At 66.0% G+C, this 12,484-nt stretch carries 11 protein-coding genes; 8 read left to right on the forward strand and 3 right to left on the reverse strand.

Annotated features, from left to right (window positions below):
- The first annotated feature begins 58 nt into the window (after nucleotides 1-58).
- The 8 genes from ABQU90_RS11740 (at nucleotide 59) to ABQU90_RS11775 (ending at nucleotide 8,148) form a co-directional block, all read left to right on the forward strand.
- Nucleotides 59-1,333 carry an MFS transporter gene (locus tag ABQU90_RS11740; RefSeq protein WP_323521053.1) on the forward strand — a complete coding sequence of 425 codons (1,275 nt, stop codon included), beginning with the start codon at nucleotides 59-61 and terminating at the stop codon, nucleotides 1,331-1,333.
- A complete protein-coding gene (locus ABQU90_RS22790; protein WP_323521054.1) occupies nucleotides 1,296-1,553 on the forward strand; it encodes a VOC family protein in 258 nt (85 codons plus the stop codon). Before ABQU90_RS11740 ends, ABQU90_RS22790 begins: the two co-directional genes overlap by 38 nt.
- Before the next feature lie 674 nt (nucleotides 1,554-2,227).
- Nucleotides 2,228-3,109 (forward strand): NAD-dependent protein deacetylase, encoded by an 882-nt coding sequence (locus ABQU90_RS11750; protein ID WP_323521055.1) that lies wholly within the window; start codon nucleotides 2,228-2,230, stop codon nucleotides 3,107-3,109.
- Between the two features lie 81 nt (nucleotides 3,110-3,190).
- Nucleotides 3,191-4,288 (forward strand): NADH:flavin oxidoreductase/NADH oxidase, encoded by a 1,098-nt coding sequence (locus ABQU90_RS11755; protein WP_503064413.1) that lies wholly within the window; start codon nucleotides 3,191-3,193, stop codon nucleotides 4,286-4,288.
- Between the two features lie 39 nt (nucleotides 4,289-4,327).
- Entirely contained in the window at nucleotides 4,328-5,203 is an 876-nt protein-coding gene (locus ABQU90_RS11760) for an NAD(P)-dependent oxidoreductase (RefSeq protein WP_323521057.1), read from the forward strand.
- 197 nt (nucleotides 5,204-5,400) lie between these two features.
- A complete protein-coding gene (locus tag ABQU90_RS11765; protein ID WP_323521058.1) occupies nucleotides 5,401-5,793 on the forward strand; it encodes an XVIPCD domain-containing protein in 393 nt (130 codons plus the stop codon).
- 218 nt (nucleotides 5,794-6,011) lie between these two features.
- Nucleotides 6,012-6,863: a formyltetrahydrofolate deformylase gene (purU, locus tag ABQU90_RS11770; protein ID WP_311239162.1), complete on the forward strand. Its 852-nt coding sequence runs from the start codon at nucleotides 6,012-6,014 to the stop codon at nucleotides 6,861-6,863.
- Nucleotides 6,864-7,008: 145 nt separating this feature from the next.
- Nucleotides 7,009-8,148: an MFS transporter gene (locus tag ABQU90_RS11775; protein WP_323521059.1), complete on the forward strand. Its 1,140-nt coding sequence runs from the start codon at nucleotides 7,009-7,011 to the stop codon at nucleotides 8,146-8,148.
- A gap of 242 nt (nucleotides 8,149-8,390) precedes the next feature.
- Here ABQU90_RS11775 and ABQU90_RS11780 read toward each other — a convergent pair whose 3' ends face one another.
- From ABQU90_RS11780 to ABQU90_RS11790, 3 genes are all read right to left on the reverse strand, one after another.
- Nucleotides 8,391-10,343, reverse strand: coding sequence for a choice-of-anchor X domain-containing protein (locus tag ABQU90_RS11780; protein WP_323521060.1), 1,953 nt, complete (start codon nucleotides 10,341-10,343; stop codon nucleotides 8,391-8,393).
- Between the two features lie 274 nt (nucleotides 10,344-10,617).
- Nucleotides 10,618-11,493: a methylenetetrahydrofolate reductase gene (locus ABQU90_RS11785; protein WP_323521144.1), complete on the reverse strand. Its 876-nt coding sequence runs from the start codon at nucleotides 11,491-11,493 to the stop codon at nucleotides 10,618-10,620.
- A 19-nt stretch (nucleotides 11,494-11,512) separates the two neighbouring features.
- Nucleotides 11,513-12,427, reverse strand: a complete 915-nt coding sequence (locus ABQU90_RS11790; protein ID WP_323521061.1) for a LysR family transcriptional regulator — start codon at nucleotides 12,425-12,427, stop codon at nucleotides 11,513-11,515.
- Nucleotides 12,428-12,484: the final 57 nt, after the last annotated feature.

Here is a 12,484-nt window from a genome sequence, read left to right on the forward strand (position 1 = left end):
TTGGACAGGGGGTTGTGGCGGGCGAATACTCCCTGTCCCCGGTCTCATCCAGATACCCGTGCCTGCTTCCGATTCCCGCTCCAGCGCCCTACCGGCCAGTGCCGCCGTCCCCGAGATCGCGGTGCCCGCCACTGGCCGCATCCGGCTGGCATTGTTCCTGGCCGGCTTTGCCACCTTCTCGCTGCTCTACAGCGTGCAGCCGGTGCTGCCCGAGTTCGCACGCGCCTTCGGCGTGGATGCGGCCACCGCCTCGCTGCCGCTGTCGCTGGCCACCGGCGGGCTGGCCGTGGCGATCTTCTGTGCCGGTGCGGTCTCGGAAAATCTGGGCCGGCGCGGGCTGATGTTCGCTTCCATTGCGCTGGCTGCGGTGTTGAACCTCATCGCGGCGTTCCTGCCGCACTGGGGCGCGCTGGTGGTGGTGCGCACCCTGTCCGGCATCGCGTTGGGCGGCGTGCCGGCGGTAGCGATGGTGTATCTGGGCGAAGAACTGCCGGCCAACAAACTTGGCGCGGCCACCGGCCTGTATGTGGCCGGTAATGCATTCGGCGGCATGAGCGGGCGCATCATGATGAGCGTGCTGACCGACCACACCGACTGGCGTACGGCACTGGCGCTGTTGAGCGGATTCGACCTGCTGTGTGCCGTCGCGTTTGTGTGGTTGCTGCCGCCGTCGCGCCATTTCGTGCGTCGGCATGGGGTCAATCTGCAGTTCCACCTGCACGCCTGGGCCGGGCATCTGCGCGATCGCAATCTGCCGTGGCTGTTTGCGTTGCCGTTCCTGTTGATGGGCGTGTTCGTCAGCCTCTACAACTACGCCGGGTTTCGCTTGGGCGGGCCGGAATTCGGCCTGAGCCAGAGCCAGATCGGCATGATCTTCAGCGCCTATGTGTTCGGCATCGTCAGCTCGTCGGTGGCAGGGGCGGCGTCGGATCGGTTCGGTCGCGGGCCGGTGGTCAGTGCCGGCATCGTGCTGTGCGTGCTCGGCGTGGCGCTGACCCTGGCGCATGTGCTGGCGCTGGTGGTGGGCGGCATCGTGTTGCTGACGATCGGCTTTTTTATCGCGCATTCGGCTGCCAGCGCGTGGGTGAGCCGGCTCGGCGGCACGCACCGCAGTCATGCTGCGTCGCTGTATCTGCTGGCGTATTACGCCGGCTCCAGTGTGATCGGCGCGCTCGGCGGCTGGTTCTGGCAACACGGCGGTTGGGCCGGGCTGGTCGGCATGTGCCTGACGCTGTTGGCGCTGGCGTTTGCCGCCGCGCATGTGTTGCGCCAACGCGCCGATGATGCACGCCCGTATGGCCGATTTGCGCCGCATCCTGCGCGAGGCGAATGACAGGCGGATCGAGCGACTCGACCACTTGTTGCTCACCGTTGCCGACCTGCATGCCACCTGCGACTTTGATGCGCGCGTGCTCGGCATGCAGGTGGTGAGGTTTGGCGACCGGCGGCGTGCGTTGGCCTTCGGGCAGCAGAAGATCAACCTTCATGCCGCCGGGCATGCCTTCGCACCCAAGCTGCGGGTGCCACGCCCGGATCGGCCGATCCATGCCTGATCATCGCAACTGTGCTGCAGCAGGCGCAGGACCACATCATCGCTGCCAGCGTCATGATCGAGCAGGGCCCGATCCAGCGCACCGGCGCAACCGGCGCGGTGTTGTCGGTCTCCGCCGTGACCCGGATGGTAGTTGGTCGAGGTCAGCAGCTTGCTGTAACGGCGGATTGCTGCCGCATCTGCGCGCCTGTGCGCGATGCTGCGGTTCTTCGCGCGGCGGAGGGTCGTGACGCGATGGTCATCGCTCACCCACACGCGCTGCGCGTTGGTGTCGCAACTCCACCGCCAGATGGCGATGCACGCAAGCACCGGGTCACGCTGTACACGCTCGGCTCCCTGCCTGCAGGCACACGACGAACGACAGGCGCAAACCCGCAACTGCATATTGCCTTGTCGCAGATGCGGCGCCTGAGTCCGCCGCAGGCGTCGGCTTGGAATTGGCCCGCACGGCCCCATCGTGAGCGACACAGCCGCTTGCTGCCTGCGGATGGACCTGCATTTGCATCCAGCGCAACGCACAGGTCGTACCCCTGTGCTGCAGACATCACGTGGCGCACTGGCGCGCGTCGCGCGCTACCTACTGCCCCGCAGTGCACCGGCTGAACGTGTCGCGCCGCTGCAAGCACATCACGCCAAGGTGTTGCACAGTGATCTCACCGCTAACGGAGTTGCATGATGACGGGCCTGACCGACCACACCGGCGATGCGCTGCAAGCGTTCATCGAGCGCTACCAGCGCCTGTTCGTGCTCACCGGCGCTGGTTGCAGCACCGACTCGGGCATCCCCGATTACCGCGATCTGCAAGGCGGCTGGAAGCGTCCGCAACCGGTGACCTTTCAGGCCTTCATGGGCGAGCTGTCCACGCGGCAGCGCTATTGGGCGCGCAGCCTGGTCGGCTGGCCGCGCTTCGGGCTGGCGCAACCCAATGCCACCCATCACGCATTGGCCGCGTTGGAAGCGCGCGGGCAACTGGAAGTGTTGCTCACCCAGAACGTGGACCGCCTGCATCAGGCCGCTGGCAGCCAGGCGGTGATCGATCTGCACGGCCGGCTCGATGTAGTGCGGTGCATGGGTTGCGAGCGGCGCATGCCGCGCACCGAGTTTCAGCTGCTGCTGGAGCGTGACAATCCCGGCTGGGCCACGCTGGACGCGGCCCAAGCACCCGATGGCGATGCGGATCTGGACGATGTCGCCTTCGAGACCTTCGTGGTGCCGCCGTGCCCGATGTGTGGCGGCGTGCTCAAGCCGGATGTGGTGTTCTTCGGCGAGAACGTGCCGCGCGAGCGTGTGGAGCGCGCGTTTGCGCATTTGCAGGCCGCCGATGCGGTGCTGGTGGTGGGCTCGTCGTTGATGGTGTATTCGGGCTTTCGCTTCGTGCAGACTGCCGCGCGCAACGGCCTGCCGATCGCCGCGCTGAACTTCGGGCGTACCCGCGCCGACGACTTGCTCAGCCTGAAGGTGGAGCAGTCGTGCGCGCAGGCGCTGGCCTTCCTGCAGCAGCCACCGGACCCGCTGCACAGCGCGGCGGCCAGGTACGACAGTGCGCGCTCTGCATGACGCAGTGATCCATTGCAGCGGTTGTGCGGCGGCGCGTGGCGCAGTGCAATGGGCGTCCCCATGTCGCGTCTGGATGTTGCCTTGAGCCAGTTGTTCACCCCCATCGCCTTCGGCCCGCTCGCGCTCGCCAACCGTATCGTCATCGCGCCGATGTGCCAGTACTCCGCACAGGACGGCCGCGCCAGCGATTGGCACCGCATCCATCTGGGCACGCTGTCGCAATCGGGCGCGGGCCTGTTGATCCTGGAGGCCGCCGCAGTGCTGCCGGAAGGGCGCATCAGTTACGCCGATCTGGGCTTGTACGACGACGCCACCGAGCAGGCGCTGGATGAGGTGCTGCAGTCGGTGCGACGCTGGTCGCCGATGCCGATCGGCATCCAGCTGGCGCATGCCGGCCGCAAGGCGTCCACCGATCTGCCGTGGAAGGGCGGTGAGGCCATCGCCCCCGATCACGCGCATGGCTGGCAGACCGTGTCTGCCTCGGCGCAGCCGTTCCAGCCGGGCAAACCGGCGCCGCAGGCGTTGGACGAGGCCGGAATCGATGCGGTGGTCGCCGCATTCGTCACCGCGGCCACCCGCGCCGAACGCCTGGGCCTGGAGCTGATCGAACTGCATGCCGCGCATGGCTATCTGATGCATCAGTTCCTGTCGCCGCTGAGCAATCAGCGCAGCGACGCGTATGGCGGCTCGCTGGAAAACCGCATGCGCCTGACGCTGCGCGTCTTCGACGCGGTACGTGCGGCGGTGTCCGATCGCATCGCGGTCGGCGTGCGCATCTCGGCCACCGATTGGGTGGAAGGCGGCTGGGATCTGGAGCAGAGCATCGCCTTGTCCAAGGCGCTGGATGCACGTGGCGCGCAATACATCCATGTCTCCAGCGGTGGGCTGGATCCGCGTCAGCAGATTCCGGTGCAGGCCGGCTACCAGATTCCGTTTGCGCAGGAGATTCGTGCGCAGGTCACGATGCCGGTGATCGGCGTGGGCCTGATCACCGAGCCGGCGCAGGCCGAGGCGATTTTGCAGGAGGGCCAGGCTGACGCAATCGCACTGGCGCGCGGCATCCTGTACGACCCGCGTTGGCCGTGGCATGCCGCCGCTGCGCTGGGTGCGTCGGTCACACCGGCGCCGCAATATCTGCGCTGCGAACCGCGCGATGCACGCGGCGTGTTTGCCAGCTGACGCACGCCACCGACGTCATACCGAAGAGGAAGCATACGCATGCCGATAGGATTTCTGGGGCTGGGCACGATGGGCCTGCCGATGGCGCACAACCTGCTGCGCGGCGGCTTCGAAGTGAGCGTCTGGAACCGTTCGCCAGAACGCGCGCACACCTTGCGTGATGCCGGGGCCACGGTGGTGGATGCGCCGGTGGGCGCCGCACACGGCCCGCTGTTGTTCTCGATGTTGGCCGACGACACCGCGGTTCGTCAGACCGTGCTGGACGGCGGCGTGCTGGACGCACTGCCGGCCGGCAGCGTGCACGTCAACATGGCCACCATCTCGGTGGCGCTGGCGCACGAGCTGACTGCACTGCACGCCGAGCGCGGCATCGCCTATGTTGCCGCACCGGTGCTGGGCCGCGTCGACGTGGCCGAGGCCGGCAAGCTCAATATCCTGGCGGCCGGCGATGCGGCCGCGCTGGCGCGGGTGCAGCCGATGTTCGATGTGCTGGGGCAAAAGACCTGGCACATCGGCAATGCCCCGGAGCAGGCTAACGCGGTGAAACTGGCGGCTAACTTCTGCCTGGCCAGCGCCATCGGCGCCATGGCCGAGGCCAGCGCACTGGCACGCGGGCACGGCGTGGACGCCACCCAATTCCTGGGCATGCTCACCACCACCTTGTTCGCCGCACCCGCGTACCAGGGCTACGGCAAGCTGATCATGCAGCGCCAATACACACCGGCTGGCTTCACCGCCACGCTGGGGCGCAAGGATGTGGACCTGGCCATCCAGGCCGGCGCCGACAAACAGGTGCCGATGCCGTTGGGCGAACTGCTGCGCGCCAGCCTGGACGACGCCATCGCGCACGGCGATGGCAATGCAGACTGGGCAGTGCTGGCAGAGGTGTCGGCGCGGCGGGCAGGGCAGGCCTGATGGCCACGCAGAGGCGCGTGCGCTTCGCTTGAAAGCGCGGCGCGATGCGTCTTGCTCACCTCAACATGCAGCAGACCTTCTAAAATGCCGGCTCGTTACAGCCGCCGCTCCAGGGAGGATGCGATGCGACACCTGCATATCACGCTCGGTTCGACCGAGCGCACACCGCGCGCACTGACCTGCGCCGGTGGCACACGATGACCGCCGAGCCGGTCTTCAACCAGGGCCCGGTGGGTCCGGACCATCCCGAACATCCGGACCACTATCTGTTCGCGCAGATCCGCGAAGCGGTGGGCGTGCTCGATGCCGAGTTGAACAAACCCACCGACGAAGCCAGCGTCCGCATGGCCGCGCGCCTGCTGCCGCTGGCCAAGCAACATGGCTTCGATCAGGTGGATTACGTGGTGCTCAGCCGGCACGTCGGCGAGGTGGGTGAAAACGTGTTTCTGGTGCGTGGCGAACTCTCCGACCCCGCGCATCTGCGTGCGCACATCACCACCCAGGAAGCGATGGAGACCTCGGTGGAGACCTCGATGGCGCAACTGGACGAGATCAATCGGCGACTGATGTTGCGGCTGCCGCCGCGCTGATCTTGATCGGGAGTGGCATGCGCATCGCGTTTGGCGAGGCATGCCACCAGCGCAACGCCTGCAGTGCGCTGATCGGCTGAGCCGAGCGCGTCGCAGGCAACACGCCATCGCGCATACCTGCAGTGCAGCTGCCCCGACGTTTGCACCACGTCGCAGTGTAAAAGTTACCGACGCAAGCACTGCGCCAGCGGTGTCATGCATTGGCTATCATTGCGCCGATGCGCTCCGACTACATTCTTACGCTGTCCTGCCCCGACCGCACCGGTATCGTATACCGCGTCACCGGGCTGCTGTTCGATCTTGCCTGCAACATCCTCGACGCCCAGCAATTCGGCGACGACGAGAGCGGCCGCTTTTTCTTGCGCGTGCATTTCGACAAACCGCCATCAACCGACATCGCCACCCTGGAGCAGCAGTTTTCGGTGTTGGCCAACGCGTTTGAGATGGAATGGCAGCTGCACGACGCGCGCCGTCGCGCGCGGCTGCTGGTGCTGGTGAGCAAGCAGGGTCATTGCCTCAACGACCTGCTGTTCCGCACCCATAGCCGGCAGTTGCCGGTGGATATTGTCGCGGTGGTCTCCAATCACCCCGATTTTGCACCGCTGGCCGCGTCCTACGGCATCGCCTTCCATCATCTGCCGGTGACCGCAGACACGCGCGCCGAGCAGGAAGCGCAGCTGCTCGCGCTGGTCGACGACCTGCACATCGATCTGGTGGTGCTGGCGCGCTACATGCAGATTCTTTCGCCCGGCCTGTGCCGCGCGCTGGCCGGGCGCGCGATCAATATCCATCACAGCTTCCTGCCCAGCTTCAAGGGCGCGCAGCCGTACCACCAAGCGCACGCGCGCGGGGTCAAGATCATCGGCGCCACCGCGCATTACGTCACCGAAGATCTGGACGAAGGCCCGATCATCGAACAGGACGTCGCCCGCGTGGACCACGCCATGACCCCACGCGATCTGGTGCGCCTGGGCAGCGACACCGAATCGCTGGTGCTGGCGCGCGCGGTACGACGCCATGTCGAGCATCGCATCGTGCTCAACGGCCATCGCACGGTGGTGTTTCGCTAGCGATAGTGATGCGTGTCATCCCATCGGCCAGGGACGATTGCAGCAAGCGTGGTGCAGCAGTGGTCATGCCATGTTTCAACCAACGAGCGCCGGCTTGGCGGCCCCGTCGCCGTTTCCGTTCGCAGCTCCCATTGGAATTGTTTGCATGTCGCTTGCACCTAGCTCCAGCGCTCGCGCGCAGCAATACGCCACGCGCGCAGCCTTCTTCATTCCCGGCTTTGCTGCAGCCATCTGGGCGGTGCTGGTGCCGTTCGCCAAGGCCAGAACCGGCGTGGACGATGGTGCGCTCGGGTTGATCCTGCTGTGCCTGGGCGCAGGCTCGTTTCTGGCGATGCCGCTGGCCGGCGCCCTGTCAGCGCGCTTCGGCTTTCGCATGGTGATGGCGGTGACGGCTGCATTGATCTGCATCAGCCTGCCGTTTCTGGCCGTTGTCGCCAACCCGTGGATGCTGGGCGCGGTGCTGTTCGTGTTCGGCGCCGGCGTGGGCGCGATGGATTGCGCGATGAACATGCAGGCGGTGGTGGTCGAACGCGATGCCAGGCGCGCGATGATGTCGGGATTTCATGCGTTTTTCAGCATCGGCGGCTTTGTCGGTGCCGGAGCGATGACACTGCTGTTGTCGGCGCGCATTGGTCCGCTGAGCGCTACGATCGCCGGTGTGATTGCCATGCTGCTTGTCGGTGCACTGTCCGTTCGGCATTGGCGTGCCGAGCGTATCTCCCAGCAGGGGCCGTTGCTCGCGCTGCCCAAGGGCATCGTGCTGTTTATCGGCGTTCTGGCGTTTGTGGTGTTTCTTGCCGAGGGCACCATTCTGGACTGGAGCTCGGTGTTCCTGGCAGATGTGCACCAGGTCCACCCCAGTACCGCCGGCCTGGGCTATGTGGTGTTTGCGTTGACCATGACGGTGACCCGTCTGTTGGGTGACTCGGTGGTGGAGCGGCTGGGACGCCTCCGTTCGATCGTGCTTGGCGCGCTGCTGGCCAGTGCGGGTTTTCTGGTGCTCACGCTGGTGAGCCCGTGGCAGGCCTCGTTGGGCGGTTACGTGTTGGTGGGGCTGGGGTGCGCCAATATAGTGCCGGCCCTTTTCTCGCTGGCCGGCAACCAGACGCGCATGCCGGAGAGCATCGCCATCACCGCAGTCACGACATTGGGCTACGCCGGTATTCTGACCGGGCCGGCATTGATCGGGTTCGCCGCCCACGGCATCGGCCTGATCGGTGCCTTGATCGGGGTTGCGGTGTTGATGGTGGGCGTGGCGATTTCCACGCGGTGGTTGAAGGTGTGAGTGTTGGGCGTCATCCGCCTGTCGTTGGTGGGTTGTCGGTAATGTGTCGCGCGTAGGCACGTTCCTACCAAGGGCAGAGCGTGGATTACGCCTCGGTGGATAAATACTCAAAGCCGTAGGAGTGGTGTTGGCCGCGCTTAGGCGAGAGAGAATCAATACACGCAACACACCACGTGTTCGCATGCATGTCGCGATGGCCGACGCAGACGCCGGCCATCGCATTGCACACCGCTAGAACTGCATCACCGCGCCGCGTTGGCGTTCATCACCGCATTGCGGTTTGCATCCAGATACTGCGCCGGGTCGCGCATGCCGGTGGTATGGCATTGGCCGGTGGTGTGGCCGCGATTCACGCCGCCCGGCAGCTGCGCATTGACCTGCTCCACGGTGCCGTCTTCGGGGTCGTTCAAGATCAGATCGGACGCGGCGTTGCAATAGTCGTTGGTGTACCAGTTGGTCTTGGCGAACGAGGTGGTGTAGTAGTTGACCTTGGCGCGTGCGTCGGCGGGAATGCCGGCCAACCAGGCCTTGGCGCCGTCGTAGGTGAGGTCGGTGTTGGTGCCGCAGCCCACGCCGAACCACGAGCCCACCGCAGCAAGCACGCCCGACAGATTGGTGCCCTGGTAGGGCGTGCCCACCGACTGCATCACGCGCCCACCGGTGGCGTTATCCAGGCCGCTCCAGTAGTACGCATACAGATGCAGTGCGGCCATGCCGCCCTGGCTGTGCGCCACGGTGGAAAACGACGACCACTGGCTGGCGAACTGTGCGATGCGCTGTGCGAACTGGTCGTTGCTGCGATTCTGCTTGGCATCGAGAAACGTCGAGGCATTGGTGAACTGCGCCTGCGGCCACACGCCGTTGGAGCAGTAACCGTGCACCAGCACCAACTGCGACCCGGCCGCCTGCGGCTGTGCCATCGCGGTGGCCAGCGTCGACGGACGCGGCCCCATGCGCATGCTGTCGTCGATCGCAGCGCTGGACCGCGCGATGCTGGCGCGTCGCAACGCGGGCACCTGCAACGGCAGCGTGCCGGCCTGCACCAACGGGATGTAGTGGTCCGGGTCTTCGATACGCAACCCACGCAGCGTGAACGGTGCACGCGCGCCGGCACGTGCGATCCAGCGTTCGTCCAGGCTCAGCGGTAACTGCCCCTGCTGCGGCGTCAGCATGCCGCCGATCCAGGCTACCGGCACGTCCTTGCCCTTGGCATCGGTGCCCCACACCTGGCCGAACACGCGATAGTGCGACGGCGCATTGCCGCGTGCGGCCACCGGCAGTGCCACGGTCAGTCGCGTGCCTTCGGCAGCACGTGCGCTGAGCGCATTGCCGAGCAATCGCAACGCGGTATCCAGCACCGGCAGCACGTGTTCGCTGGTGCGGACAAACGCCTGCCCGGCCTGGTCGTGGCCACGCACGATCACCTGCGCGATCCAGGTGCCCTCACGCGTTGGCTGGAAGTTGCCGCCATATACACCGTCGCCGGCGGCGCCATCGTTGTGCGCACCATCGTCGGCCATCGGCAGAACGCGCACGCCGCCTTGCGGGTCGATCACGCGCAGGCTGGCTTGGTCGATCTGTCCGGCCTGGCCGGCCAGCAAGGTCGCGCCGCGCGCGTCACTGCCACTCAGCATGGCGTTGAGCGTGAGCGATTTGCCCACCAGTTGCTGGCGGTCGCGCGGATACGAAGCCAGCTGCGTGCGCGCATCGCCTTCCATCAGCACATAGCCACGCTGCGCCACCGGCGATGCCGATTGCAGGGTCAGCGACCACGCGCCGTTTTGTGCAGTGTCCACGGCATAGCGCATGCCGCTGGTGCCGCCTTCTGCGCTGCCCAGTACCGTGCGTTGTGCCTGCACCTGGGGTGCAGCAGCAGCGGCGCGCGCGCCGGCAACGCGTGGTGCGCTCACCGCTGCATCCCACGCCTGCTCGCCCGCCAGCACCATGAAACGCAGGTGGCCGTTTTCCACCGGCAGCGTGCCTTGCCAGCGCGCCGCAGTGCCTGCGGGCGTCAGCTCCACCGGCAGCAATGCACTCTTGGACAGGATCGCCGACTCGGCCGGGTCGGGCGCGCGCATCTGCGCAAACTCCTCCGGTGGGCCGGCGAGCAATTTGGGCTGCAACTCGGCCGCTGCCAGCGGCAGGGACACGAGCGACAGGGTGCACATCAGCGATAGCAATGACGGCTTGGGCATGGCGACATCTCTCCTTGGACGTTGCGGATGCAATGCCGCCACGCAGGGCAACGGCATCGGATGCAGCGCCCCCTCGCCGCGATTCGCCGATGGTTATACCTCGCACTTGTGACAGGTCTGCTGTGCGCTGCAGCACCTCACGCGTAGCAAACAAAACGCCAGAAATAGAAATTACAGACTGTGATCTGGGTCGTGGACATGTCGAAGCCACAACGCTTCGCTTGGTAAAAGCCGAAGGTCTGCAGTCGATGTGCGGCGCTGAATTGGGCGGCTGTTAGTCCGCGCTGACCCGCGCGGTGCGGCAGCGGTAGCGCTCCACCCACGCGACCGTCTGTGCGATCCCGCCGAAAGGGTAGAAGTGCAGGCTGACGTCTCCGTGCGCTTCGGTAAGGCCAGTGGCCAGGCGATCCACAAAACGCTCCGGCCCTGCGGTGCCCAACAGCTTGCCGAGCGAGATGCCGTACGTGGACAGCATCGCTGTGCATGCGCCAACACCGCAGCGTGCGGCATAGCGTGCGAGCACCGCCACGCCAGCAGGACCGGGAACGCCCACGCGCACGGGATGTTCAATGCCGTGTGCGCGCAGCGCTTGCAACCACGTCAGCACGATGTCGGCATCGAACGCGAATTGGGTGACGATCAGCGGCGCCATGCCGCGCGCGGCGATGCTGCGACACTTGCGTTCCAGCACCTCCCATCGATCGATGGCGGGCATGCTCGGATGCCCTTGCGGATGTCCCGCCACGGCGATGGTCTGGATACCCAAGCGCTCAAAGACCCCGGTATCGATCAGCGACACGCTGTCCGCAAACGGCCCGAGCGGAGCAGGCGGATCGCCTGCGATTACCAGGCAGCGCTCAACGCCGGCTTCATCGACAGCGCGGCTGACGAAGCTGTGCAGCGCGTCGCGCGAAGCGATGCGGCGCGCGGACAGGTGCGGCATCGGCTGAAAGCCGAGTGTGCGCACCCGCCGAGCCGCGGCCAGCCGCGCGTCGTCGTCCTGATTGGGCAGGTAGGGGATGGCAATGGTTGCGCCACGCATGATCCGCGGCGCCGCGGCTGCCAGCCCGGCCGTGTCTTTTGCGCTGACCTCCAGCGAATAGGCGTCGGCGATGGTGCGGGCGACGCCGGGCGTCTTGGCATCAATCAAGGGGTCTTGTCGTCCTGTCTCAGTGGGCTGCAGATGTCGTGGCGGTGCCAGTGGCAGGCTGGCGGGCCAGTTCGATGAAGGCGCGCAGATAGTCGATGGCGATATCTGCCTCGCGTGCGCCCAGGAAGATCTGTTTGGGGATACCGCGCGCACCCAGCCGCACCGGCACCACGTCCATCCTGGAGGCGTATTCCTCCACCAGCCAGCGCGGCATGGCGGCCACGCCGCGGCCACTGGCCACCATCTGCATCATGATGTCGGTGGTTTCGATGGCCTTGTGGCGCCTGGGCGTGACACCGGCCGGCAACAAAAACTGGCTGTAGATGTCCAGGCGATCAAGGTCCACCGGATAGCTGATGAGCACTTCGCGCGTCAGCTGCTGGGGCTTGATGTAGGCCGCCGACGCCAGCGCATGGCCCTTGGCCACAACCAGCACCTGCTCATAGTCGAACACCGGCTCGAACCGCAGCCCGGGCTTGTACAGCGGGTCGGGCGTGACCAGCAGATCGATCTCGTAGCCGAACAGTGCGCCGATGCCGCCGAACTGGAACTTCTGCTTGACGTCCACATCCACATCCGGCCAGGTGGCCAGATAGGGCGCCACCAGTTTGAGCAGCCACTGGTAGCAGGGATGGCACTCCATGCCGATGCGCAGCGCGCCACGTTCGCCCTGCGCGAACTGCCCCAGGCGCTCTTCGGCCAGATCCAGTTGCGGCAGTACCCGGTTGGCCACCGCCAGCAGGTACTGGCCGGCCTGGGTCAGGCGCAGGCTGCGCCCCTCGCGCAGCCAGACGTCGGTGCCCAGCTGCTGTTCCAGCTTTTTCATGCTGTGGCTCAGCGCCGACTGGGTCAGGTTCAACACGCCTGCGGCGGCCGTCAGCGAGCCTTGCTGCTCGACCTGCTGGACGATGGTGAGATGGATGCGCTCAAGCATTCAGATGATCCGAATTCATGGATTGTTGAAATAACACCATTTTACTTCATCGAATGC

Origin of the sequence: Xanthomonas sp. WHRI 10207, from assembly GCF_040202975.1 — a bacterium.
Taxonomy (GTDB): Bacteria; Pseudomonadota; Gammaproteobacteria; order Xanthomonadales; family Xanthomonadaceae; genus Xanthomonas.

Bases quoted from the DNA above. Each gene is read 5' to 3' on its own strand.
- purU (WP_311239162.1), top strand. From the start codon at position 6,012: ATGCGCTCCGACTACATTCTTACGCTGTCCTGCCCCGACCGCACCGGT.
- ABQU90_RS11765 (WP_323521058.1), top strand. From the start codon at position 5,401: ATGACCGCCGAGCCGGTCTTCAACCAGGGCCCGGTGGGTCCGGACCAT.
- ABQU90_RS11760 (WP_323521057.1), top strand. From the start codon at position 4,328: ATGCCGATAGGATTTCTGGGGCTGGGCACGATGGGCCTGCCGATGGCG.
- ABQU90_RS11790 (WP_323521061.1), bottom strand. From the start codon at position 12,427: ATGCTTGAGCGCATCCATCTCACCATCGTCCAGCAGGTCGAGCAGCAA.
- ABQU90_RS11750 (WP_323521055.1), top strand. From the start codon at position 2,228: ATGACGGGCCTGACCGACCACACCGGCGATGCGCTGCAAGCGTTCATC.
- ABQU90_RS11780 (WP_323521060.1), bottom strand. From the start codon at position 10,343: ATGCCCAAGCCGTCATTGCTATCGCTGATGTGCACCCTGTCGCTCGTG.
- ABQU90_RS22790 (WP_323521054.1), top strand. From the start codon at position 1,296: ATGGCCGATTTGCGCCGCATCCTGCGCGAGGCGAATGACAGGCGGATC.
- ABQU90_RS11775 (WP_323521059.1), top strand. From the start codon at position 7,009: ATGTCGCTTGCACCTAGCTCCAGCGCTCGCGCGCAGCAATACGCCACG.